The sequence below is a fragment of the Streptomyces sp. JB150 genome (genome assembly GCF_011193355.1).
Classification (GTDB): Bacteria; Actinomycetota; Actinomycetes; order Streptomycetales; family Streptomycetaceae; genus Streptomyces.
Genome location: NZ_CP049780.1, coordinates 2111622 through 2135371 on the forward strand (window position 1 = coordinate 2111622; position 23750 = coordinate 2135371).

The 23750-nt window shown below is 74.5% G+C and carries 22 protein-coding genes; 12 read left to right on the top strand and 10 right to left on the bottom strand.

Going from position 1 to position 23750, the window contains the following annotated elements; translation table 11 throughout:
• Genes G7Z13_RS09855 through G7Z13_RS09865 form a run of 3 tightly spaced genes read right to left on the bottom strand, consistent with a single transcriptional unit; the run spans position 1 to position 3699 of the window.
• Positions 1 to 780 carry a hypothetical protein gene (locus G7Z13_RS09855; RefSeq protein WP_165997894.1) on the bottom strand — a complete coding sequence of 260 codons (780 nt, stop codon included), beginning with the start codon at positions 778 to 780 and terminating at the stop codon, positions 1 to 3.
• On the bottom strand, positions 761 to 2407 hold the full coding sequence (locus G7Z13_RS09860; protein ID WP_165997897.1) for a VWA domain-containing protein: 1647 nt from the start codon (positions 2405 to 2407) through the stop codon (positions 761 to 763). The genes G7Z13_RS09855 and G7Z13_RS09860 overlap by 20 nt, the downstream gene beginning before the upstream one ends.
• Positions 2404 to 3699, bottom strand: a complete 1296-nt coding sequence (locus G7Z13_RS09865) for a hypothetical protein (protein ID WP_240926160.1) — start codon at positions 3697 to 3699, stop codon at positions 2404 to 2406. Before G7Z13_RS09865 ends, G7Z13_RS09860 begins: the two co-directional genes overlap by 4 nt.
• Before the next feature lie 139 nt (positions 3700 to 3838).
• Between G7Z13_RS09865 and G7Z13_RS09870 the strand changes: the two genes are divergently transcribed.
• Positions 3839 to 4126, top strand: coding sequence for a hypothetical protein (locus G7Z13_RS09870; protein ID WP_165997899.1), 288 nt, complete (start codon positions 3839 to 3841; stop codon positions 4124 to 4126).
• A 19-nt stretch (positions 4127 to 4145) separates the two neighbouring features.
• Here the strand turns inward: G7Z13_RS09870 and G7Z13_RS09875 are convergent, their stop codons facing one another.
• Genes G7Z13_RS09875 through G7Z13_RS09885 form a run of 3 tightly spaced genes read right to left on the bottom strand, consistent with a single transcriptional unit; the run spans position 4146 to position 7479 of the window.
• Positions 4146 to 5222 carry a prenyltransferase/squalene oxidase repeat-containing protein gene (locus G7Z13_RS09875; RefSeq protein ID WP_165997902.1) on the bottom strand — a complete coding sequence of 359 codons (1077 nt, stop codon included), beginning with the start codon at positions 5220 to 5222 and terminating at the stop codon, positions 4146 to 4148.
• Positions 5219 to 6010: a class I SAM-dependent methyltransferase gene (locus tag G7Z13_RS09880; RefSeq protein WP_165997904.1), complete on the bottom strand. Its 792-nt coding sequence runs from the start codon at positions 6008 to 6010 to the stop codon at positions 5219 to 5221. The genes G7Z13_RS09875 and G7Z13_RS09880 overlap by 4 nt, the downstream gene beginning before the upstream one ends.
• Positions 6004 to 7479, bottom strand: coding sequence for a glycosyltransferase family 4 protein (locus tag G7Z13_RS09885; RefSeq protein WP_165997906.1), 1476 nt, complete (start codon positions 7477 to 7479; stop codon positions 6004 to 6006). The genes G7Z13_RS09880 and G7Z13_RS09885 overlap by 7 nt, the downstream gene beginning before the upstream one ends.
• 217 nt (positions 7480 to 7696) lie before the next feature.
• Here G7Z13_RS09885 and G7Z13_RS09890 point away from each other — a divergent pair, with 217 nt between their 5' ends.
• From G7Z13_RS09890 to G7Z13_RS09920, 7 genes are all read left to right on the top strand, one after another.
• On the top strand, positions 7697 to 8353 hold the full coding sequence (locus G7Z13_RS09890; protein WP_165997908.1) for a TetR family transcriptional regulator: 657 nt from the start codon (positions 7697 to 7699) through the stop codon (positions 8351 to 8353).
• 738 nt (positions 8354 to 9091) lie between these two features.
• Complete coding sequence (locus G7Z13_RS09895; protein ID WP_165997910.1) at positions 9092 to 10318, top strand: prenyltransferase/squalene oxidase repeat-containing protein; 1227 nt, start codon at positions 9092 to 9094, stop codon at positions 10316 to 10318.
• Entirely contained in the window at positions 10318 to 11025 is a 708-nt protein-coding gene (locus G7Z13_RS09900; protein WP_165997912.1) for an SCO2322 family protein, read from the top strand. The genes G7Z13_RS09895 and G7Z13_RS09900 overlap by 1 nt, the downstream gene beginning before the upstream one ends.
• On the top strand, positions 11018 to 12094 hold the full coding sequence (locus tag G7Z13_RS09905) for an energy-coupling factor transporter transmembrane component T (protein WP_165997914.1): 1077 nt from the start codon (positions 11018 to 11020) through the stop codon (positions 12092 to 12094). Before G7Z13_RS09900 ends, G7Z13_RS09905 begins: the two co-directional genes overlap by 8 nt.
• Positions 12091 to 13848: an ABC transporter ATP-binding protein gene (locus G7Z13_RS09910; RefSeq protein WP_165997916.1), complete on the top strand. Its 1758-nt coding sequence runs from the start codon at positions 12091 to 12093 to the stop codon at positions 13846 to 13848. Before G7Z13_RS09905 ends, G7Z13_RS09910 begins: the two co-directional genes overlap by 4 nt.
• Complete coding sequence (locus G7Z13_RS09915; RefSeq protein ID WP_165997917.1) at positions 13845 to 14759, top strand: ECF transporter S component; 915 nt, start codon at positions 13845 to 13847, stop codon at positions 14757 to 14759. Before G7Z13_RS09910 ends, G7Z13_RS09915 begins: the two co-directional genes overlap by 4 nt.
• A gap of 264 nt (positions 14760 to 15023) precedes the next feature.
• Entirely contained in the window at positions 15024 to 15443 is a 420-nt protein-coding gene (locus tag G7Z13_RS09920) for a transglycosylase SLT domain-containing protein (protein WP_165997919.1), read from the top strand.
• 175 nt (positions 15444 to 15618) lie between these two features.
• On the opposite strand, the gene G7Z13_RS09925 is transcribed toward G7Z13_RS09920, so the two are convergent.
• A complete protein-coding gene (locus G7Z13_RS09925; protein ID WP_165997921.1) occupies positions 15619 to 17736 on the bottom strand; it encodes a bifunctional glycosyltransferase 87/phosphatase PAP2 family protein in 2118 nt (705 codons plus the stop codon).
• A gap of 198 nt (positions 17737 to 17934) precedes the next feature.
• On the opposite strand from G7Z13_RS09925, the gene G7Z13_RS09930 reads away from it, so the two are divergent.
• Positions 17935 to 18606 carry an O-methyltransferase gene (locus G7Z13_RS09930; RefSeq protein ID WP_165997923.1) on the top strand — a complete coding sequence of 224 codons (672 nt, stop codon included), beginning with the start codon at positions 17935 to 17937 and terminating at the stop codon, positions 18604 to 18606.
• Between the two features lie 135 nt (positions 18607 to 18741).
• Here the strand turns inward: G7Z13_RS09930 and G7Z13_RS09935 are convergent, their stop codons facing one another.
• Entirely contained in the window at positions 18742 to 19785 is a 1044-nt protein-coding gene (locus tag G7Z13_RS09935; RefSeq protein ID WP_240926161.1) for an AraC family transcriptional regulator, read from the bottom strand.
• Between the two features lie 206 nt (positions 19786 to 19991).
• Between G7Z13_RS09935 and G7Z13_RS09940 the strand changes: the two genes are divergently transcribed.
• Positions 19992 to 20960 carry an alpha/beta hydrolase gene (locus G7Z13_RS09940; RefSeq protein WP_165997925.1) on the top strand — a complete coding sequence of 323 codons (969 nt, stop codon included), beginning with the start codon at positions 19992 to 19994 and terminating at the stop codon, positions 20958 to 20960.
• Between the two features lie 94 nt (positions 20961 to 21054).
• Positions 21055 to 21978, top strand: a complete 924-nt coding sequence (locus G7Z13_RS09945; RefSeq protein ID WP_165997926.1) for an alpha/beta hydrolase — start codon at positions 21055 to 21057, stop codon at positions 21976 to 21978.
• A gap of 3 nt (positions 21979 to 21981) precedes the next feature.
• On the opposite strand, the gene G7Z13_RS09950 is transcribed toward G7Z13_RS09945, so the two are convergent.
• Complete coding sequence (locus G7Z13_RS09950; protein WP_165997928.1) at positions 21982 to 22374, bottom strand: FHA domain-containing protein; 393 nt, start codon at positions 22372 to 22374, stop codon at positions 21982 to 21984.
• A 92-nt stretch (positions 22375 to 22466) separates the two neighbouring features.
• Between G7Z13_RS09950 and G7Z13_RS09955 the strand changes: the two genes are divergently transcribed.
• The gene (locus tag G7Z13_RS09955; RefSeq protein WP_165997930.1) at positions 22467 to 22883 is read left to right on the top strand and encodes a DUF1992 domain-containing protein; all 417 of its coding nucleotides are present in this window, start codon (positions 22467 to 22469) and stop codon (positions 22881 to 22883) included.
• Positions 22884 to 22954: 71 nt separating this feature from the next.
• Here the strand turns inward: G7Z13_RS09955 and G7Z13_RS33600 are convergent, their stop codons facing one another.
• The gene (locus tag G7Z13_RS33600; RefSeq protein WP_240926162.1) at positions 22955 to 23746 is read right to left on the bottom strand and encodes a hypothetical protein; all 792 of its coding nucleotides are present in this window, start codon (positions 23744 to 23746) and stop codon (positions 22955 to 22957) included.
• Positions 23747 to 23750 lie beyond the last annotated feature (4 nt).

Here is a 23750-nt window from a genome sequence, read left to right on the forward strand (position 1 = left end):
TCAGAGGAAGATGGCCACCGGGTTCAGGGACAGCTCGCCCGTCTCGCCGTTCCACGTCTGCACCTTGCCGAGGCAGCGGGCCTGGAACTCGCCGGTGAAGTACTCCGCGTTCTGGAAGCCCTCGCGGACGCCGGCCGCCTCGCAGGTGACGCGGACGTGGGCCGGGTGCGGGCCGTCGCCGTAGGGGGCGCGCAGCACGATGTCGCCCGTGTCGGCGGAGCGGCTCGCCGTGAACCGGCCGGTGACGGAGACGAACGCCGACACCACCGCCACGGAGGTCAGCGGTACGCGCTCGCCGCGCTCGCGCAGGGTGTCGGTGAGGGCCCGGTTGGGGACGATCTGGCCGGTGGTGAGGTCGGCGTGGACGACCACGTCCTCCTTGCGCATGGTGTCCATGAGCAGCCGTATCACGGTGATCGGGGTGCTCTGCCGGATGTAGGCGGTGACGCGTTCCTTGGTGACGTCGCGGTTGGCCTTGCCGCCGCCGAGGCCGAAGCGGGCGCGCAGGCCGATGCCGCTGGTGACGTTGATGCGGTCGGCGACCTCCTGTTCCAGGGCGGCGGAGAAGCCGCCCTGCTGGTAGAGGTCCATGACGCGTTTCTCGTGCAGGAAGAAGCACATGCCGTGGACCGTGCGGCCGCTCTGCCGGCGGCGCCGGCGCAGCCAGCCGACGCGGATCAGGGCGTACCGCAGCAGCACGGCCCAGCAGGCCGCCGTCGCCGCCCACACGACCAGCCAGGGCCACCACAGGGCCCACCACTCACTGTCGATGACACCCACGGATCTCCTTGAACGCCTCGGAAAGGGAGCTGCGCCCGGCGTCGACCATGCGGCCGCCGGTGGCGTCGGCGGCCCGCCGCAGGGCGTCCGCGTCGGCTTCTCCCAGGTGGACGGGGAAGGTGGGCACGGCCTCGGATTCGGGCGCCAGCGCGCGGTGACGGCGCAGGAACTCGTCGTAGCCGATGCCCGCGTTGTTCTCGCCGTCGGTCATCAGCACGACGGCGACGGGGCGGCCGGGATCGTCGCGTACGGCGTCGGCGGCGACGCGGTAGCCGCGGTCGAGGGCGGACCACAGGGCGGTGGCGTCGTCGTAACCCCCGTGCGCCACGACGGAGTTCAGGTCGCGCAGGTCGGCGTCGCCGCGGACGGTGACCGTACGCTCCTCCAGCACCCGGCCGCCGAAGCGGACCACGGTGAGGCGTTCGCCGCGGAAGAAGCGGGCGAACTTGCCGGTCGAGGACTCGTCGGCGCCGCTCAGGCCCTGGAAGGCGGCGCGCAGCCCGGCCATGCGGGCGCCGCGCATGGAGGTGGAGAAGTCGAGGACGAAGACGACGTGGTCGGCGGTGCGGTCGTCCGGGTCGCCGTAGTCGGTGACCAGCCGCTCGACGATGGACAGGCGGTCGGGGAAGGAGAGCGCGTTGCCGACGGGGGTGCGCAGCGGTCCGGTGGGGGTGACCTCCTGGTTGACCGGGCGGCGGTGGGTGCGTGCCATGAGGGCGCGCTGGGTGTCCGCGGCGAGCAGCCAGTCGACGGTCTCGCGGTAGGCCTGCCGCCGGGCGGGGTCGAGGAGCAGCAGGGGGAAGTCGGAGAGGACCATGCCGTCGTCGGGGTGGACGATCTCCAGGGGGGTGCGCAGCCGGCCGGAGGCGTTGAGCGCGAGGAGTTCGGACTCGTGGGCGATGAGCGTGTTGGTGTCGTCCTGGCGGCCGGGGTAGCGGTCGACCAGGTCGCGGGAGCTGACGGCGGTGAGGGTCTGGCCGGAGCGGAAGCCGCGCAGCCGGTCGCAGGAGACGTCCTGTTCACGCAGGGCGCTGCCGGTGCCGGCGGCGGCGGTGGCGACGCCGACGAGGGCGGCGCGGCCGGTGTCGCTGCGGCGCGGGTCGGCCATGCCGAAGCGGACGGTGCCGTCGGCGGCGGCGTCGGCGATGTCCGCCCAGGAGATCCGGCCGCCGGGGGCGTGGGCGCGCAGTTCGCGGGCGGTGGCGGGGGCGAGGCCGGCGACGACCGGGGAGCGCATGACCGGGGTGGACTCGGGGCGGTTGAGGCGGCCGTCGGAGTCGCGCACGCGCAGCAGGAAGGAGCGGTCGGAGGCGAGCCAGGCGAGGTCGTGGGCGGGGGCGCCGTCGCGGGCGGGGTACTGGCCGGCGAGGTCGGCGTTGGCCCGGTAGTCCAGCTCCAGCCGCACGCCGGTGTCGTCCTCCAGGTCGTCCAGCAGGGGTGCGACGTCGGCGAGTTCGGGGCTGGCGAGGACGCGGAGGGTGACGGGGCCGTCGTCACGGGTGCAGCCGGAGAGGGCGGCGGCGAGCAGGACGAGGCCGAGGACGGCGCGTACGGCGGACCTGGCGGCCGTAGTGGGTTTGGCGGACGCGGCGGATGCGGCGGCCCTGGCGGTCGCGGCGGTCCTCATGGTGTGTCCCGGACGGGCGGTGGGCAGTCGCCGACGTGGTCGATGATGTCCTCCAGGACCTCCAGGTCGGGTTCGTAGACCTTGGTGCGGTCGGTGTTCTCCTGCGGCACCTGAATGCCGTGCTCGGCGAGGTAGGCGTTGAGCTGTTCGCTGGTGCCGTCGGCGCCGGAGAAGCGCACGCGGAAGCCCAGTTCGAGCGCGCGGCGGCGCAGGTCCTCGTCCCCGGCGATGATCTCGACGAGCCGGTCGCCCCGGTCGGTGAGGGAGATCAGCTGGGGTTCGGTGAGGGCGTAGGGCGTGGGGTAGAGCAGGACGCGGCTGGTGTCCTGCTCGCCGCTGCGGTCGTGGTGGGCGATCTGGTGGGCCAGGTACTGGTGCTCGTAGAGGAGGGAGATCGGCGCGATGGACTCGCCGAGGTCGGAGAAGTAGCTCTCGGCCTGTTCGTCGGCCCACATGCCCTGGAGGTCGATCAGGGGCTTGATCTCGGCGGCGAGGCGTTGCACGGCGTCGGCGGCGATCCGGCTGTCGTCGCCGTTGCGGGTGCCGGGGGTGCGGTTGTCGTTGGCGACGAAGGCGAGGAGGCTGAGGTAGGTGCCGGCGGCGTTGGACTCGCAGACGTTGGAGGTGCGCACCAGGACGCGGCCGCTGTTGCTGCTGCCGTCGCGGCTGATGTCGCCGTAGCCGATGCCGTTCCAGGTGTCGGCGGTGCGGCCGGTGCCGTCCCGCGGGTCGTCGCGGTCGTCGACGCCGTCGAGGAGGCGGGTGAAGCGGGCCATGTCGAGGTGGTAGTAGAGGGTGGTGGCGGCGCTGCCGTCGGGGGGCCGCTGGGGGGTGGCGACACCGGCCTCGACGAGGGTTTCGGCGTAGTCGCGGAAGGTGCCGAGGACGAGCGGGCTGACGAAGGGGCGCACCGAGCGCACGGAGCGGTCCTGCCGGTCCAGGACGAGTTTCGCGGCGGGCTGGCCGGACGGGAAGACGACGTCCATGCCCGCCAGGGACTGGGTGGCGATGCCGCGGGAGCCGAGGCGGTGGATGTCGACGCGTACGCCGTGCCGCAGCAGCAGCCGCTGGACCTGCGGGTCCTTGAAGTAGTCGGACTTGGAGGCCATCCGGGCCTCGATGACGGTGATCCGCTCCAGGGGCCGCAGGGTGTTGCCCGACACCAGCAGGGAGATCAGGCCCGCCACGGCGAACGGCAGGACGGCGAGGACGTGCCGGGGCGGGCGGCGGCGGTCGGTGCGCCGGGTGGTCAGGCGGGGTTCCTCGGTGGTGGGTGCTCTGTCGTCGGACAACGGCCCTCCTGCCGCTCAAGGGGGCAGGATTATCGAGGGCGCCGGCGAACGGCGGACGGCGGAAGCACCAACTCCCCGCAAAATCAGGCCAGATGGCCGCACACCGTTTCGAACCGCGGGGAGCGGCAACCCGACGGACATGTCCCCTCGATATCGCTCCACCCAGGCGGGCCGGGCCATCGCGATCGTGGCCGACATCATGGCCCTCATCCTGGGACTGTGGATCCTGATGTATCTGTTCGAAGCCAACCGCGGCAACGACTTCGTGCAGTTCGTCCACGACGCGGCCCGCTGGCTGGCGGGCTGGTCACACGACCTGTTCACCTTCGACGAGGCCTGGGCCCGGGTGGTCTGCGGCTACGGTCTGGCCGCCGTCGTCTACCTGTTCGTGGGCCACGCCATAGCGAACCGCATCTACCGGCACTGACCCGGGTGCCGCGGCGCGCTCAGTCCGCGCAGCACTCCGGGTCCTCCAGCCCTCGCGGCAGCAGCTCGCCGCCGAACACGGCGCAGGTGGCCTCGTGGCCGCCGAGCGCGGCGACGGCGAGCAGCAGCGAGCCGGCGGTCCAGGTGGTCAGCTCGCGGGGCCAGACGGCGTCGTCGTCGAAGACGTAACCGGTCCAGTACAGGCCGGTCTCCGGGTCGCGCAGGTGCTGGATGGACTGCAGGATGTCCAGCGCCCGGTCGGATTCGCCGGTCGCCCACAGGGTGAGGGCGAGTTCGGCGGACTCCCCGCCGGTGACCCACGGGTTCGGCACCACGCACCGCACGCCGAGCCCGGGCACGACGAACCGGTCCCAGCCCTCCTCCACGCGGGCCTTGGCCTCGGCGCCGGTGAGCGCGCCGCCGAGCACCGGGTAGTACCAGTCCATGGAGTAGCGGTCCTTGTCGAGGAACCGCTCGGGGTGCCGGCGTATCGCGTGCCGCAGCATGCCGACGGCCAGCTCCCAGTCCGGCTGGGGCTCCTCACGCTGCTCGGCGACGGCGAGCGCGCAGCGCAGCGCCTGGTGGATGGAGGAACTGCCGGTGAGCAGCGCGTCGGTGACGTCGGTGCCGTCGTCCTCGCGCTTCCAGCCGATCTGCCCGCCGGGCTGCTGCAGCCGCAGCACGAACTCGACGGCCGCGTACACGACGGGCCACATGCGGTCGAGGAAGGTGTCGTCGCCGGTGGACAGGTAGTGGTGCCAGACGCCCACGGCGACGTACGCGACGAAGTTGGTCTCGCGGCCGCGGTCGGTGACGGCGTCCGGGTCGCCGTCGGCGTACGCCGCGTACCAGGAGCCGTCGGCGTTCTGGTGCCGCGCGAGCCACAGGTACGCCCGCTCGGCGGCCTCGTGCTCGCCCGCCGCGTCCAGCGCCATGGCGGCCTCGACGTGGTCCCACGGGTCGAGGTGGTGGCCGCGGAACCAGGGGATCGCCCCGTCCTCCCGCTGCACCGCGAGGATGCCGCGGACGGTCGCGGCGGCCTGCTCGGCGGTGAGCACGCCGGGCAGGACCAGGTGTTCCGTGCGGGGGGTGGTCACTTGGCGGCCGCCCGCGTGTCGGACTCGGCGGCGGTCGCGGCGGTTCCGGCGGTCCCGGTGTCCGGGATCCGCGGCAGGTGCGGCTTGGTCGCGTACACCACGAAGCTCTTGCCGATGAGCGGGTTCAGCGCCTGCTCGGCGACCCGGGTGGCCAGCGGCTTCTTCATGATGTCCCAGACCAGGAGCTTGTGGTACGCCCGCACGGGCAGCGCCTTGTCGTTGTCGACGCCGAACGCGCACTTCAGCCACCAGTAGGGCGAGTGCAGGGCGTGGGCGTGGTGGCTGCCGTACGGCTTGAGCCCGGCCTCCCTGATCTTGCCGATCAGCTCGTCCGCCTTGTAGATGCGGATGTGGCCGCCCTCGACCTCGTGGTAGGCGTCGGACAGGGCCCAGCAGATCTTCTCGGGGCCGTAGCGCGGGACGGTCACCGCGATGCGCCCGCCCGGCTTGAGGACGCGCACCATCTCGGCGAGGACGCCCTTGTCGTCGGGGATGTGCTCCATCACCTCGGAGATGATGACGACGTCGAAGGACTCGTCGGGGAACGGCAGCGCGAGGGCGTCGCCCTCCATGGCGGTGGCGGTCGCGCCCTCGGGCGCCTCGCCCGCCTCCTTCATCGCCGCGAACCACTTGGCGACCTCGCGGATCTCCTCGGCGTTGCGGTCCAGCGCCACGACCTGCGCGCCGCGCCGGTAGCACTCGAAGGCGTGCCGGCCGGCGCCGCAGCCGAGATCCAGGACGCGATCGCCCGGGGCGAGCGGGAACCGGGAGAAGTCGACGGTCAGCACGTGGCCCTGCTTTCGGGGTAGACGCTGGTGACGCTGGTGTTGCCGGGTGCGGCGCAGTCCGCGGCGACGCCGGAGTCGGCGGACGCGGCCGCGATGCCGGTCGTGCCCGAGCCACTCGGCGACGCGCCCGTGGCGGCGGCGATGGCCTCGCGGTAGCGGGCCACCGTGCCCTCGGCGGCGCGGGCCCAGGTGAAGCGGGCGAGGACCCGGTCGCGTCCGGCCGCGCCGAGCCGTCGGCGCAGCTCCTCGTCGCCCAGCAGCCGCTTCAGCGCGGCGGCCAGCGCTCCCGCGTCGCCCGGGGGCACGGCGAGGCAGGTCTCGCCGTCGCGGCCGGCGACCTCGGGGATCGCGCCGCCGGTGGTGGCGACGAGCGGCGTTCCGGTGGCCATGGCCTCGGCGGCCGGCAGGGAGAAGCCCTCGTACAGCGACGGCACGCACGCCACCTGCGCCGAGCGCACCAGGTCGACGAGTTCGGCGTCGGAGATGCCCTTGACGAAGTCGACGGCGCCTTCGAGGCCGTACCGTTCGACGGCCTGGGCGACGGGTCCTTCGGCGGGCCGCTTGCCGACGACGACGAGATGGGCGTCGGGCTGCTCGGTGCGGACCTTGGCGAGCGCCTCGACGAGGAAGACGAGGCCCTTGAGGGGGACGTCCGCGCTGGAGGTGGTGACGATCCGTCCGGGCACGCGGGGCACCGACGGGTCGGGCGAGAACAGGTCGGTGTCGGCGCCGATGTGGACGACGTGGACACGGTCCTGGCGTACGCCGAGGTGGTCGACGATCTCCTGGCGGGAGGTGCCGGAGACGGTCAGCACGGACGGCAGCCGGCGCGCGACGCGCTTCTGCATGCGGGTGAACGCGTACCAGCGGCGCACGGAGTAGCGGCGCTGCCAGGTGTCGGCGGCGTCCAGCTCCAGCTGCCGGTCGACGGTGATCGGGTGGTGGATCGTGGTGACGAGCGGCGCGCCGAGATCGCCCAGCAGCCCGTATCCGAGGGTCTGGTTGTCGTGCACGATGTCGAAGTCGCCGCGGCGGGCGCGCAGATGGCGGCGGGCGCGCAGCGAGAAGGTGAGCGGCTCGGGGAAGCCGCCGGTCCACATCGTCGCGACCTCGAGGGCGTCGATCCAGTCCCGGTACTCGTCGCGCTTCGGGGTGCGGAAGGGGTCGGGCTGCCGGTAGAGGTCGAGGCTGGGCAGCTCGGTGAGGCGCAGGTTGTCGTAGCCCTCGTCGAGGACGGGGTACGGCTGGGCGCCGATGACCTCGACGTGGTGCCCGAGGCGGGCCAGTTCGCGGGACAGGTGGCGGACGTAGACGCCCTGGCCGCCGCAGAACGGGTTCCCCTTGTAGGTGAGCAGTGCGATGCGGAGCGGTCGCGAACCGGTGGGGGCACCTCCCTGCCCGAGCGAAATCGCGAGCTCGGGGGACGCCGGGTCCTCCGGGGACCTGGCCTCCCTGGCCTCAGCGGTCACTCTGGCCCCCTTCTCCTGCACTGTCCCGCGAGATTATGCCGGGACGCCGACCTAGAACAAGTTTCAGACTTGATCGTTCAAGAGGCTCCGAATCTACCGGCAGGTAGCGCCGCTGTGAGAAGTGGATCAGGTGATTCACGCCACGGCCCACACCGGTCCCGAACCCTGCCATGCTGTGTGGTCCCACACCCTCACGGACTGTCACGGAACGGGACCCATGGAGAAGGTGGAAGCCGCCACCAGGCGCCCGGCCGCAGGCCCCGCCTCGCCCCTCACCGAGCGGCAGGAGGAGCGCCGGCGCCGCATCCTGCGCGCGAGCGCGCGGCTGGCGAGCCGGGGCGGGTTCGACGCGGTGCAGATGCGGGAGGTCGCCGAGTCCTCCCAGGTGGCCCTGGGCACCCTCTACCGCTACTTCCCCTCCAAGGTCCATCTGCTGGTCGCGACGATGCAGGACCAGCTGGAGCGCCTGCACGCCACCCTCCGCAAGAAGCCCCCGACGGGCGACACTCCCGCCGAGCGCGTCGCGCAGACCCTGATGCGCGCCTTCCGCGCCCTGCAGCGCGAGCCCCATCTCGCCGACGCCATGGTCCGCGCCCTCACCTTCGCCGACCGCGGCGTCAGCCCCGAGGTCGACCAGGTCTCCCGCCAGACCACGGCGATCATCCTCGACGCCATGGGCCAGGAGGACCCGTCCCCCGCCCAGCTCTCCGCCGTCCGCGTCATCGAACACACCTGGCACTCGGCGCTCATCACCTGGCTGTCGGGGCGGGCGTCGATCGCCCAGGTGACGGTGGACATCGAGACGGTGTGCCGGTTGATCGACCTGCCGGACGACCACCCGGAACGAGACAGACCGGGACAGCCCAACGACTGAGCGACGGGCGGCACGCGACTGACCGGACGGACGGCGCGCGACACGGCGTCAGCGTCGGGCGGCACGGAACGGAGAGGGCGGGGCGGGGCGACTTGCCGCCCGCTGTGGGGACTTACGCCGTGCCGTGATGTCCGGTGGGGCTCCCGTCGACCGCATCGCCGAACGGGGCGGCCACAAAGGGAGAACTCTTGCTGTCAGATCGCGTGGACAAGGACAAGGCGATCGACGATCGAGGACCTTGAGGGAGTCACATGGCCGGCTCCCCCGTCGGACAGCACTCTTTGGTCCGCGGCGTACACGAGTTGAGGAAGCGTCCGCTCAAAAGACCTCACGGTGGAGGACCTGCGCCGGCCCATCGGGCAGGACGTCGGCCTTCGACGGGTGAAGCCGCTGACCCTGGACCACTTGCGGGAGACGGCTCCGGACGAAGCCGTCACCGGCTGACGCGTGACGAACCACTCGGATCACCCCCGCTGACCGCCCGGTAAAGTGGCCGCGTCGTATCACACCCGTACGGGGGAAAGCCGGTGTAAATCCGGCGCCGGCCCTTCCCCGAGTTCTCGACTTCGCTCGAACAGGGGAGACCCCTGTCCGTGAGCCGAACCCGCGCAGGGGCCGGCGAGCCGGATCGCCCCGTGCGGACGTGGAACGGCTCAGCACCGTCGAGGTTCACGGAGCCGAGCCGCCCGGGTCCTCCGGTGCTGCCCGGCTCCCCGCAGGAGAGGGCATCCGCCGATCATGAACGTCCGCCGCACCGCCGCGGCCCTGGCCGCCGCCGCAGTGATCGGCGCCGTCGCGGCTCCGGTCGCCCACGCCGCCGACCCGTCCCCGTCCGCCTCGCCGTCCGCGGCCCTGCCCTCGGGGCTGTACGGCACGGGCGACCCGACCTACGACGGTGTGTGGCGGCAGTCGCTCGCGCTGCTCGCCCAGGACGCGGTGGGCGTGCGGCCCGCCGGGAAGGCGGTGGACTGGCTCACCGGGCAGCAGTGCGCGAACGGCGCGTTCGCCTCCTACCGCGCGGACACCGGCAAGGCCTGTGACGCCAAGACCATGCTGGACACCAACGCGACCGCCGCCGCCGTGCAGGCGCTCGCCGCGCTCGGCGGGCACGACGCCGAGACCGGCAAGGCCGTCAGCTGGCTGAAGTCGGTGCAGAACGAGGACGGCGGCTGGGGCTTCGGCGCCGGGTCGCCGACCGACACCAACTCCACCTCCGTCGTCATCGGCGCCCTCGCCGCCGCCGGGGAGAAGCCCGCCGAGGTGACGAGGAAGGGCAACTCGCCGTACGACGCCCTCCTCGCCCTGGCCCTCCCCTGCGACGAGGACGGCGGCGGCGCCTTCGCCTACCAGCCGGACAAGAAGGGCAAGCTCGCCGCCAACGCCGACGCCACGGCCGCCGGTGTGCTGGGCGCGCTCGGCAAGGGGCTCGGTGCCGAGGCGGGCGAGCCGGGCAACGCGCCCGAGTGCGCCGACGCCGAGTCCCCCGAGCAGGCCGCCGCCAACGGCGCCGCCTACCTCGCGGACGCCGTCGCCGAGGACGGCCACCTCGTCTCCGCCCTGCCGGGCGCCGAAAACCAGCCCGACTACGGCAACACCGCCGACGCGGTCGTCGCGCTCGCCGCGCAGGGCGGTGCCGAGCGGGCCGCGAAGCCCCTGGAGTGGCTCCAGCGGAACTCCGCGGACTGGGCGAAGCAGAACGGCCCCGCCGCCTACGCCCAGCTGATCTTCGCCACGCTGGCCACCGGCGGCGACCCCCGTGACTTCGGCGGCGACGACCTCGTCGAGCGGCTGAACGCGACCGGCCCGGCCCCGCAGGCCGCCGGCGCGGACGAGGGCGAGCGGGACGACTCGGCCGAAGAGGAGAGCGACACCAGCATGCTGTGGGTGGTCGGTGCCCTCTTCGTCGGCGGTATCGGCGTCGGTTTCCTGCTCAGCGGCAGGAAGAAGAAGGGGCCGCAGGCGTGATGCTCCGCCGTGCCGCCGTCCTGCTCCTGGCCGTGCTGTTCGGGTCGCTGAGCACCGGCCCGGCACAGGCCGCCGGCTACCGCTACTGGTCCTTCTGGGAGCGCGACGGCGACCGCTGGACGTACGCCACCGAGGGCCCGGCCACCGCCCGGCCGTCCGACGGCGACGTGCAGGGCTTCCGCTTCGCCGTCAGCGCGGACTCCGGCGACGCCGCCCGGCCGCGCGGCACGGCGACGTTCGACGTCATCTGCGCCCGTACGCCCGCGCGGGACGGCCGGAAGCGGGTCGCGCTCGTCCTCGACTTCGGTACGGCGGCCCACGCCCCGTCGGGCGAGACACCGCCCGCCCGCCGGACCGTGTGCGCGAGCGTGGCGCCCGACGCGACGACCGCGGAGGCGCTGGCCGCCGTCGCCAAGCCCCTGCGCTACGACACCAACGCGCTGCTGTGCGCCATCTCCGGCTATCCGGCGAAGGGCTGCGGGGAGCAGGTGAGCGGGAGCGGTACCGGCGGGAAGGACACCTCCCCGGAAGACGCCTCCCCGCAGGACGCCTCCCCGGAGAGCGCCGCCCCGGAGGACGCCGCCGAGGGAACGGCCGGCGGGCAGGACGACGGCGGGCCCTCCCTCGGTCTCCTCGCGGGCGGCGCGGCGGTGGCGGTCCTGGGCGCGGCCGCGATCTGGCAGACCCGGCGACGCGGGAATGGGTGACACGGTCCACCCCGGTGCCTGGTGGCTGTGGGCCCTGTCCCTCGGCATCGCCGCCACCCGCACCACCAATCCCCTCCTCCTCGCGCTCCTCATCGCGGTCTCGGCGTACGTCGTCGCGGTGCGCCGCCCGGACGCCCCGTGGGCCCGCTCCTACGGCGCCTTCCTCAAGCTGGGCCTCGCGGTGCTGCTGATCCGCCTGGTGTTCGCCGTCGTGTTCGGTTCGCCCATCCCCGGCACGCACACCCTCCTCACCCTCCCCGAAGTGCCGCTGCCCGACTGGGCGCAGGGCATCCGTCTGGGCGGCGAGGTGACCGCGGAGGTGCTGCTCCGGGCGTTGTACGACGGTCTGAAGCTGGCCGCGCTGCTGATCTGCGTGGGCGCCGCGAACGCCCTCGCGAGCCCGTCGCGGCTGCTGAAGTCGCTGCCGGGCGCGCTGTACGAAATGGGGGTCGCGGTGGTCGTGGCCCTGACCTTCGCGCCGAGTCTGGTCGCGGACGTGCGGCGGCTGCGTGCCGCCCGCCGGCTGCGCGGACGGCCGGACAAGGGGGTCCGGGGCCTGCTCCAGGTGGGCCTGCCGGTCCTGGAGGGCGCGCTGGAACGGTCGGTGGCGCTCGCCGCCGCGATGGACTCGCGCGGCTACGGCCGTACGGCCGCGGTGCCGCCCGCGGTGCGCCGTACGACGGCCGCGCTCACCCTCGGCGGGCTGCTCGGGGTCTGCGCGGGGACGTACGGGCTGCTCACCGCGGAGGGCGGCACGTACGGACTGCCGGTGCTGCTCGCGGGGGTGGGGGCCGCGCTCGCCGGGCTGTGGCTGGGCGGCCGGCGCTCGCCGCGCACCCGGTACCGCCCGGACCCGTGGGGCGCGCGGGCCTGGCTGGTCTCCGGCTCCGGTGCCGCGGTCGCCGCCTCGCTCGTCCTGGCCGCGTCCGCCGACCCGGCGGCCCTGCATCCGGGGGTGGTCCCGCTGACCGCCCCGAGCCTTCCCGTGTGGCCGGCGGCGGCCGTCCTGCTGGGCCTGCTCCCGGCCTTCGTGACCCCGTCGCCCGAGAACTCCGAGGAGTCGACGTGATCCGCTTCGAGGACGTCTCCGTGACGTACGACGGAGCCGCCGAACCGACCGTCCGGGGCGTGGACTTCGAGGTCCCGGAGGGCGAACTGGTGCTGCTGGTCGGGCCGTCCGGCGTCGGAAAGTCGACGATCCTGGGCGCCGTCGCGGGGCTCGTCCCGCACTTCACGGGCGGCACCCTGCGCGGCCGGGTCACGGTCGCCGGCCGCGACACCCGCACCCACAAGCCGCGCGAGCTGGCCGACGTGGTCGGCACGGTCGGCCAGGACCCGCTGTCGCACTTCGTCACCGACACCGTCGAGGACGAACTCGCCTACGGCATGGAGTCGCTGGGCCTGCCCCCGGCGGTGATGCGCCGCCGGGTGGAGGAGACGCTGGACCTGCTGGGTCTCGCGCCGCTGCGGGACCGCCCGATCGCCACGCTGTCCGGCGGGCAGCAGCAGCGGGTGGCCATCGGCTCGGTGCTCACCCCGCACCCGAGCGTGCTGGTCCTCGACGAGCCGACCTCGGCCCTCGACCCGGCCGCCGCCGAGGAGGTCCTCGCCGTCCTGCAGCGGCTCGTCCACGACCTGGGCACGACGGTGCTGATGGCCGAGCACCGCCTGGAGCGGGTCGTGCAGTACGCCGACCAGGTCCTGCTCCTGCCCTCCCCCGGCGCACCGCCCGTCCTCGGCACCCCCGCCGAGATCATGGCCGTGTCGCCGGTGTATCCGCCCGTGGCCGGCCTGGGCCGGCTGGCGGGCTGGTCCCCGCTGCCGCTGACGGTGCGCGACGCCCGCCGCCGGGCGACGGACCTGCGCGCCAGCCTGCGGAACCTGGACCCCTCTCCCGCTCCCGCCGCCGGGCCGGCCACCAGTACACCCACGGCCGACGCGGCCACGACCGAGACCGCGACCGCCCCTGGCGTCCCCGCCCCCGTCTCCCCCGCCGACGCCGAGCCCTCCTCGCCCCGGCCCCGCCGTTGGGTGCGCAGGCACCGGCCCGCCGCGCCCGCCCCCGCCTCCCCGTACGCCGCCGAGGTGCGCCACCTCGCCGTACGCCGCGGCCGGGTGCGGGCGCTGCGCCGCGTCGACCTCACCGTCTCCCCCGGCGAGACCGTCGCGCTCATGGGCCGCAACGGCGCCGGGAAGTCCACGCTGCTGTCCTCGCTGGTGGGGCTGGTCGAGCCGGACTCCGGCTCGGTGCGCGTCGGCGGCGCCGCGCCGCACCGCACGCCGCCCCGCGACCTGGTCCGCCGGGTGGGCCTGGTCCCGCAGGAGCCGCGCGATCTGCTGTACGCCGACACGGTCGCCGCCGAGTGCGCGGCGGCCGACGAGGACGCGGGCGCCGCGCCGGGCACCTGCCGGGCCCTGGTCTCGGCGCTGCTGCCGGGGATCTCCGACGACACCCACCCGCGTGATCTGTCCGAGGGGCAGCGGCTGACGCTCGCCCTGGCGGTGGTGCTGGCCGCCCGTCCGCCGCTGCTCCTGCTGGACGAGCCGACCCGGGGTCTGGACTACGCGGCGAAGGCGCGGCTGGTCGCGCGGCTGAGGGAGCTGGCGGCGCAGGGGCACGCGATCGTGCTGGCCACGCACGACGTGGAGCTGGCCGCCGAGCTCGCCGACCGGGTGGTGCTGCTCGCGGAGGGCGAGGTGATCGCGGACGGCCCGACGGCGGACGTGGTGGTCTCGTCGCCGTCGTTCGCGCCGCAGGTGACGAAGATCCTCGCGCCGCAGCGGTGGCTCACGGTCGCGCAGGTGAGAAAGGCGCTGGCATGACCCGCGAGGTCCGCCGGGTCCCCCAGGACCGGCACGTCCGACCGGTCCGGCAGGTCCGCCCGATCCGTCTGGGCCCCCGCACGGTCGCCGTACTGGTGCTGACCGGCGCGGTCGGTGCGGCGGCGCTGCTGTGGCCGTTCCTGTCCCCGCCCGCCGCGGCGGTGGCGGGGCACAGCCAGGACGCCCCGTGGCTCTTCGCGGGGCTGCTGGTGCTGCTGGTCGCCGTGGTGGGCGCGGCGATCGCGGAGTCCGGGCTGGGCGCGAAGGCGGTGGCGATGCTGGGGGTCCTGGCGGCGGCCGGGGCGGCGCTGCGGCCGATCGGCGCGGGCACGGCGGGCATCGAGCCGATGTTCTTCCTGATGGTGCTGAGCGGCCGGGTCCTCGGGCCGGGATTCGGCTTCGCCCTGGGTTCGCTGAGCATGTTCGCGTCCGCGCTGCTCACCGGGGGTGTGGGGCCGTGGATGCCGTTCCAAATGCTGGCGATGGGCTGGTTCGCGATGGGGGCGGGGCTGCTGCCGGGCCCGCACCGGCTGCGCGGCCGCGGGGAACTGCTGCTGCTGGCCGGGTACGGCTTCCTGGCCGCGTTCGCGTACGGCCTGGTGATGAACGCGCAGGGCTGGCCCTTCCTGCCGCGGGACGGTTCGGACATCGCCCCGGATCCGGCCGCGGGCACCGCCGCGAACCTCGCCCGTTTCGCCGCCTACTGCCTGGCCACCTCGCTCGGCTGGGACCTGGGCCGCGCCCTGGTGACGGTGGTCCTCACGTTCACGCTCGGTCCGGCCGTGCTGAAGGCCCTGCGGCGGGCCACCCGGCGCGCCGCCTTCGAGACCGCGGTCACATTCGAGGCCCCCGAAGAGGCCCCCGGGCGTGAACCGGCCCACAGGGCGCAGATCACATACGACCGGAAATAGTAGACAAATCGGACGCCATGCTCACGTCAATGTGCGGGCTGACCTGGGCATTGAGAGCCACGTCACACAAGCGACCTTCGTCTCGAATGCGACCACAACTAGTAAAGGGGGTCATTGCGGACCCCCTTCCGGACTGCTTCTCTGGATGACGTCGCACGGCGCCGACGAGCCCCACGGGCCTCGGCGCCGAGGCATGTTCCCGCCCCGCACCGCGTGGTCACGGACTGCCGCGACACCCCCGGTCCCCGAAGGAAAAGGTTCTCCGTGTCCGTCGCCCGCATCGCCCGCCGCATCGCGTCCCCGAAGAAGGCCCTCACCACCGCCGCCGTGGCCGCCGCCGCCACCGGCATGGCGCTGACCGCCGCTCCGGCGCACGCCGCGACGACCGCTTCGCCCGCCCAGGCGAAGGCGATCGCGAAGCAGATGATCCCGAACGCCGCCCAGTACAACGCCTTCAGCAAGATCGTCGAGCACGAGAGCGGCTGGGACGTCGACGCCACCAACCCGTCCTCCGGCGCCTACGGCCTGGTCCAGGCCCTGCCCGGCTCCAAGATGTCCGCCGCCGGCTCGGACTGGAAGACCAACGCCAAGACCCAGATCGAGTGGGGTCTGGACTACATGAACTCCCGCTACGGCAGCCCGGTCGGCGCCTGGAAGTTCTGGCAGGCCAACGGCTGGTACTGAGCCGCCAGGCTCCCGGCCGGACCCCCGCCCCCGCAAGCACGCCCGAAGGCGGCGGCCCCCGATCCCCTGGGCCGCCGCCTTCGGGCGTTTCTCCCGCCCGGACGCCGGCCCGTTCCGGACTGCGGCCCCTCACGGACGACGGCCTCTTTGGACGGGGCCCTCCGGAGTGCGCCCCTCAGCCGGCCCGCGCGGTGGATCCGTCCGGGTCCGAGCCGGTTTCGTACCGGCCCGAGGTCTTCCCGTGCCGACCCGGGGTCTTCCCGTCCGGGCCCCCCGCGCGAAGCCCGTCCGACCTCTCCGCGGGAACGGTCACGCCCCTCGGCCCCTGGAGGACGTGGACGAGACCGCAGCCGGCGAGGACGGCCGCCGCGCCGCCGGCCGCGTCCAGCACCCAGTGGTTGCCGGTGGCGACGATGGCCATGCCGGTGAACAGCGGATGCAGCAGCCCCAGGACGCGCACCCACCACCGGCGCGTGACGACCACGACGACCAGCCCGGCCCACAGGGCCCAGCCGAAGTGCAGCGAGGGCATCGCGGCGTACTGGTTGGTCAGCTGGGTGAGCGTGCCGTAGTCGGGCCGGGAGAAGTCCTGGACGCCGTGGACGGTGTCGATGAAGCCGAGGTCCGGCATGAGGCGCGGCGGCGCGAGCGGGTAGGCCCAGAAGCCGGCGAGGGCCGGCAGCGTGGTCAGGCCCAGCGTCGAGCGGGCCCAGCGGTAGTCGGCGGGGCGGCGCCGGTAGAGGACGCCGAGGAGCGTCAGCGGGACGGCGAAGTGGAAGGACGTGTAGTAGCAGTCGAAGAATCCGCGCAGCGGGCCGATGCCGGCGACGGTGTGGTTGACCGCGTGCTCGATGTCGATGCCCAGGGCGCGTTCGACCGACAGGATCTGCTCGCCGTGGCGCTCGGCCCGCTCCCGCCCGCCCGAGGTGGTTCCTCCGGTCGCGGCGAGCCGGACCTGCTCGTACGCGGCGTAGGTGACGCGCAGGAGCAGCACTTCGAGGAGCAGGTTGGGGCGGTCCAGGACCCGGCGCGGCAATGGCAGCGCGGGCACCTTCCGTGGGCGCGCCGGGGCGGGGGCGGCGTACCGCGTGGGGACGGGAGCGCGGAAGTACGGCGAGGTCCGGGGGAGGAAGGGCAGGGCTGCGGCGGCGAGCAGGGCCGCGAGCACCACCAGGTTGTCCCGCACCGGGTGCAGGAGGCCCAGGTCGGGCAGTGTCCACGACGCCGGGAGCGTCATGACGAGGAGGACGGCGGCCGGCCAGACCCGGCGGTCGGACGCCCGCCTGCCGACCCGGCCGGCGACCGCGAGCAGCAGCCACAGCAGTTGGTGCTGCCAGGTGGCCGGCGAGATCACGATCGCCGCGCAGCCGGTGACGGCGACGGCGAGCAGCAGCTGTCCGTCGCGCGCGTAGCGCACCGCGCGGCGCACGCCGAGGACGGCGGTTCCCGCGCCGAGGGTGAGGAAGAGGCCGGTCTCCAGGGGGCCGGAGAGGCCGAGGCGGAGCAGGGCGCCGTGCAGGGACTGGTTGGCCAGGTCGTCGGCCGGCCCGCCCGGACCGGTGCCCGCCAGGTGGTGCACCCAGTAGGTGTGCGTGTCGTGCGGCATCGCCGCCCAGGCCGACACCGTGCACGCGGCGAAGGTGGCGACCGCGCAGCCGGCGGCGCGGCGGCGGCCGGTGCACCACAGCAGCGGCGCGAACAGCAGGACGGTGGGCTGGAGGGCGGCGGCGAGGCCGACGAGGGCGCCGCCGGCCCGTTCGCCGCGCACGGTGCAGCAGCCGAGCAGGACCAGCAGCACGGGGAGGACGCCGGTCTGGCCGGGCCGGAACGCGTCGCGGACCGGCAGCGACAGCAGCAGCACACTGATCGCCACGGGGGCCGCGAGCAGGGCCGTACGGCGGCTGACGGGGCAGGGCAGGGCGCGGGCGGCGACCAGACCGAGGGCGACGACGAGCAGGAGCGTGCCGAAGGTCCAGCCCCAGCCGAGGGCCTGTTCCGCCGAACGGGTGAGGGGTGTGAGGACGAGTCCCCCGAAAGGGGTGCCCGTGAAGCGCGTCGAGTCGTGGAGCGAGCCCTCGACGCGCGGCACGCCGTCCGGTCCGAGCCAGGTCTCCAGGTCGGTCAGCCGTTCGCCCGACGGGGTCGCGAGGACCACCGCCGACTGCCGTACGGCCAGGAAGGCGGCGACCAGCCACAGGCCGGCGCGGGCGGCGCGCAGCCGCGCCGCGGTCGCGCCGGCCGCCGTCGCTGCCGGGGTCCCGGCCGGCCGGTCCGTCTGCTCCGCGTTCACCACGCTTCGTCGGCCTCCCGCCCCGTCCGTCCCCGTGTGTCCGTTACGTGGGTATGCGTTGCGCACCCTACGAGGCTCCCGGCGCCCCCGCAGGAAGACGCGGGCCCCTCCCGTTCGCCTGATGTATGCCGTTCTGACGTCCGAGAACGGTCGCCGCGCCGTGCAGGTGTCCCGGCGCCCCGGATGGGAGAGGCTGAGCGCATGAGCGAGTCGCAGATCTGGGACACCGTCGACGAGTACGTCTCCGCCCGTCTCTCACCCGACGACGAGGTACTGCGGGCGGCGCTGCGCGACAGCCGGGCCGCCGGGCTGCCGGAGATCGGCGTCACCGCGCCGCAGGGCAAGCTGCTCCAGCTGCTGGCCGAGATCCAAGGGGCGCGGCACATCCTGGAGATCGGCACGCTCGGCGGGTACAGCACCATCTGGCTGGCCCGCGCGCTGCCCGCCGACGGCAGGCTGATCTCGCTGGAGTACGACCCGAAGCACGCTGAGGTCGCCACCCGCAACCTCGCCCGCGCGGGGCTGGACAAGGTCGCCGAGGTGCGGGTGGGGCCGGCGCTGGAGTCACTGCCCCAGCTGGCCGACGAGAACCCGCCGCCGTTCGACCTGGTCTTCATCGACGCGGACAAGGCCAACAACGCCGGCTATGTGGAGTGGGCGCTGCGGCTCACCCGCGCGGGGAGTGTGATCGTCGTCGACAACGTGGTGCGCGGCGGTCGCGTCGCCGACGCGGACACCGACGCGCCGGACGTGCGCGGCACCCGCGCGGCCATCGACCTGATCGCCTCCCACCCGAGGCTGAGCGGGACGGCGATCCAGACGGTGGGCGCGAAGGGGTACGACGGGTTCGCGCTGGCCCGGGTGGTGGGATGAGGGCGGCCGGCCGAGGGCGGGGGCGGGGGCGAGGAGGCGGCGGTGTGGGGGCGGCCGGTTGAGGGCGGGGGCGGGGAGGCGGCGGGTTCCGGCTGCCTCACCCCGCCCGCGGCGGGACCCGGAGGGGACGCGCGGTCACCGTACGCCCGCCACGCCCCGGCCGTCGCCCACGGCACCCCCGCCGTCGCCCGCCGCGCCCCGGCCGTCTCCCGCCATGCCGTGGACGCGGTGCCGTCGCCACTCGCGCGGGGTGACGCCGTAGGCCGCCCGGAACCGGCGGGTGAAGTGGCTGGGGCTGGTGAAGCCGCAGCGGGCCGCCACGGCGGCCACGGGCAGCCCGGCGTGGCGGGGCGAGGCGAGCAGCCGGCAGGCCGCCTCCAGCCGCTCGCCGATGATCCACTGCTCCAGCCCGATGCCCGCCCGGCCGAGCACCACGTACAACTGGCGCAGGGACACGGCGTGCTCCCGCGCGATGCGCTCCGGGCTCAGCTCCGGATCGGTCAGGTGGCGGCGCACGTACGCCATGATCCGCACGGCCAGCGAGTCGTCCAGGGCCGACCGCACCCGCCGGTCGTCCTCGTCGTGCGCCGCCGAGACCAGCAGCGCCCGGACCAGCTCGGTGGTGGCGCCCGCCAGGGCGGCGGCGCCCGGGTCGACCTCCAGGCGGGCGGGGTCCCGCCAGAGGGTGCGCAGGTGGCCCAGGACCAGGTCGTGCATGGGGCTGGCGCGCAGGCGCAGGGAGGCGCGCACGACAACGTCGACGGGCACGCCCAGGTGGTCCATGTCGATGGTGAGGGCCTGGGAAGCCCCGTGCCCGGACCAGCCGTAGCGGCGCGGCGCCAGCTCGTGGAAGACGGCGATGTCGTCCGGGCCCAGGTGGTAGCGCTGCCCGCCGTTCGCGGCGCGGTGGACGCCCTCGGTCTGCAGCGAGACGGAGACCACCGGCCGCTCCCGGTGCCGGCGCACGTGCCGGGCCGTGCGCCGGACCTCGAATCCGCTGCTGCGCGCGGTGAACAGGTCCAGTCCGCCCACCCGCCACAGCTCGAACCGGGCGTGTATCCCGGTCTCGGGCTCCTCGTGCACGACGTCGTTCGGCACCGACCCGTCCGTCAGCGCGTGATGGAAGGCGTCCGCCCGCTCCCGCGGCGCGATGGTGTCGAGGTCCAGCAGCAGCACCACGTCCCGCCCCCTCAGTCCGTGTGACCTGGCTTCTGCGCATTGTCGGGTGCCGCGGCGCCGACTGCCAGATGAGGCCGTGCATCCAGGGGCAAGTCCCCTGCGCGCAGGGGCGACCCGTGCGGCCGGCGCGCGCATACGGTTCCTGCGTCCCCGCGGCCGAGGCGCGGGAACGCGGCGCCCGCCCCCGTCCCCGTGAGAGGCCGAACATGACCGACCACCGCCCCGTCGCTCCCGTCCTGGAACCCGCCGCGGCGGCGTTCGCCCGGGCCACGGCCGAACCGCCGTATCTGTACGAGCTGCCGCCGGCCGAGGGCCGCAAGGCCGTGGACGAGGTGCAGTCCGGCCCCGTGGCCCTGCCCGAGGTCGACGAGGAGTGGGTGACGGTCGCCGGCGGTCCCACCGGGGAGGTGCGGGCCCGTGTCGTCCGGCCCGCGGGGGCCTCGGGCCGGCTGCCGGTCGTCCTCTACGTCCACGGCGCGGGCTGGGTGTTCGGCAACGCCCACACCCACGACCGGCTGGTGCGGGAGCTGGCCGTCGGCACCGGCGCGGCCGTGGTCTTCCCCGAGTACGGCCTCGCGCCCGAGCACCGGTACCCGGTCGCCCTCGAACAGAGCTGGACGGTGGCCCGCTGGATCGTCACGGACGGCGCCGCGCACGGCCTGGACGGCGCCCGCCTCGCCGTCGCGGGGGACTCGGTCGGCGGCAACCTGAGCGCCGCGCTGACCCTGCTGGCCAAGGAGCGGGGCGGGCTGCCGCTGCGGCAGCAGGTGCTGTTCTACCCGGTGACCGACGCCTCCTTCGACACCGCCTCCTACGAGCAGTTCGCCGAGGGCTACTTCCTGCGCCGCGACGCCATGCGCTGGTTCTGGGACCAGTACACGACGGACGCCGGGGAGCGCGCCCGCGTCACCGCCTCGCCGCTGCGCGCCACCACCGGGCAACTGGCCGGGCTGCCCCCGGCGCTGGTCGTCACGGCCGAGGCCGATGTGCTGCGCGACGAGGGCGAGGCGTACGCGGCCAAGCTGCGCGCCGCGGGCGTACCGGTCACCGCCGTCCGCTACCAGGGCGCCATCCACGACTTCGTGATGCTCAACGCGCTGCGCGAGACGCGGGCGGCCGAGTCCGCGATCGAGCTGGCGGTGAACACGCTGCGGCGGGCGCTGGCCGAGGACTGAGCCGCGCCGCGCGCCCGCGACGACCGAGCCACCGCGGACGCCGGCCGCGATCCCCTCGGCGCCGGCCTCCGCCCCACCCCCACAGGAGCCAGCCGTGACCCGTCCCGCGCCCACTCCCCCGTCCCCGACCCCGACCTCGTCCCCGTCCACCGACTCCTCCGCCCGCGACCTCGCGCTGATCGAGCGGGCCAACGCCACGGGCCGCGTCCCGGCGGTGTTCGTGCACGGCCTGTGGCTGCTGCCCACCAGCTGGGAGCGGTGGGCGGCGCTGTTCGAGGAGGCCGGGTTCGCCGCCGTGGCCCCGGGCTGGCCGGACGACCCGGAGACGGTCGAGGCGGCCCGCGAGCACCCCGAGGTCTTCGCGGGCAAGAGCGTCGGCCAGGTCGCCGACCACTTCTGCGACCTGATCCGCCGGCTGGACCGCGCGCCCGTGGTGATCGGCCACTCCTTCGGGGGCCTGATCGCCCGGATCAGCGCGGGACGCGGGCTGTCCCGGGCGACCGTCGCGATCGACCGGGCCCCGTTCCGCGGGGTGCTGCCGCTGCCGCTGTCCTCGCTGCGCGCGGCGAGCGTGGTGCTCGGCAACCCGGCGAACCACCACCGGGCGATGCCCCTGACGTACGAGCAGTTCCGGTACTCCTTCGCCAACGCCGTCGGCGAGGACGAGGCACGCGAGCTGTACGACATCTACGCCGTCCCGGCGTCCGGGGAGCCGCTGTTCCAGGCGGCGGCCGCGAACCTCAACCCGTGGACCGAGGTCAGGGCCGACATTACCGCTCCCGAGCGCGGCCCCCTGCTGATCATCTCCGGCGAGCAGGACAACACCGTGCCGTGGGCCATCGCCAACGCCTCCTGCAAGAAGCAGGCCCGCAACCGGCACGCCGTCACCGAGATCACCGAACTGCCCGGCCGCGGTCACGCGCTCACCATCGACCACGGGTGGCGCGAGGTCGCCGAGACGGCGCTGGCGTTCGTCCGGCGGTTCGTCGACCCGGCCGCGCCGGAAACGGCCGTATGACCGTCAGACCTCGTGGTAGAAGCCCACGTTGACGCTGCGCGCGGCGGTGCGGTCCTGGATGACGACCTCTCCGTTGCCGCCGCGCGGGAGGGGCAGCGTGCCGCCGTACGCGAGGGGCTGCGCGTGGTCGCCGACGGTCAGCCGGACCTCGGAGGACGGCTCCGCCTGGGAGCCGTGCAGCCAGGTGAGGTGCCAGGCACCGTCGTGGCCGCACAGGAACTCCAGGTGCACGCGGGAGACGAACAGCCAGTCCTCCGGCGTCGCCAGGCGGCACACCGAGGTGTCCCGGCCCACCCGCAGCACGGCTCCCGGCTCGCTGGGCGCGTCGGCCATGAGCATGCCGGCCGTGGCGCCCGTGTCCGTGCCCGAGACGGAGGCCATGGTCAGTTCGAGCACGTGCCGCTCCTTCGTGTCCGGTGGCGCCGGCGTCCGTCGGCGCCGCTGCATGATAGATCGCCCGGTGCGGCCGCGTCCGGCACAATGGCCGCATGACCGAGCGGAAGCCTCCCGGCGTGAGCTTCGAGTCCTGGACCGACAAACAGATCCGTGACGCGCTGGCCCGCGGCGAGTTCGAGCACCTTCCCGGAGCGGGCAGACCGCTGCCGAGCGACATCGAGGCCGACTACGACGAGCGCTGGTGGATCCGGCGGAAGCTGGCCCGCGAGGGCGTCTCGGTACTGCCCCCGACGCTGGCCCTGCGCAAGGAGGCGGAGGACGCGCTGGTCGCGGCACTCGCCGCCCCGTCGGAGCGACTGGCCCGCAAGATCATCGAGTCGGTCAACGTCAAGATCCGCGACATGATGTTCAAACCCCCGCCCGGCCCCCCACTGGGCCTGAAGCCCTACGACGTGGAGGACGTCGTACGCCGGCGGCGGGAGACCCGCGAGGACCGCGGGAACGGCTGACGGACACGGCACGGCGCCGGCGGCCCGAGCCGCCGGCGCCGTCCGCGGTGTCCGGTGGTGCTCAGTGGTGCTCAGTGGTGCAGGAGCCGGTCGGCGAGTTCGCGGTAGTCGCGCAGCGCCAGCCGCAGTTGCTCGGTGTCCGTCGCCGGCGGGGTGGACTCGTCGGTCGACTCCCAGGAACGGCGCAGGGTGCGGCGCCGCTGGGCCACCGCTTCCGCGAAGCGGTTCGCGATGTCCTCCAGGACGTGGTCGGCCTCCTCCACGGCCGCCCGCGGCCCGTCGACGAACCCGGTCACCGCGTGCTGGAGCCGCTGCGCGAGCTTCTCCGCCTCGTCGTGCGGCAGCAGCGGGGCGAGGTGGGAGGCCTTCTGCGCGCGGGGCGCACCCGCCTCGACGCCGGACCCGGCGGGGGTGCCGGCCGAGTGGCCGGGTGTGCCCGCCGATCCCGGTATGCCCTGCGGGGTTTCCGTGCCCGTGGGGCCGGGCTCGCCCTGCGTGCCGGGCGTACCGGCAGTACCGGTACCGGCAGTACCGGACGCGCCGGGACCGCCGGGTGTCCCCGTGGCGCCGGACGCACCTGCGGTGTGCGGCGCGCCCTCAGTGCCCGGGAACCCGCTCGTGCCCGCCGGGCCCCCTGTGCCCGCTGTGCCCGGCGTGCCGAACGCGCCGTACGCACCGGGCGTGCCCGCCGTGCCGGGTGTGCCGGCCCCGGGTGGGGCCTGGCCGGCGGCGGTGCCCCCGGACGGGGTCTCCCCGGCGGTGCCGGACCGGCCCGCCCCGCCGGTGCCTTCCGGCGCGGCACCCGCGCCGGCCGTGCCCGGCCTCCGCGGGTCGTCCCCGCCCTGCCGTGGCGTCTCGGTCATCGGG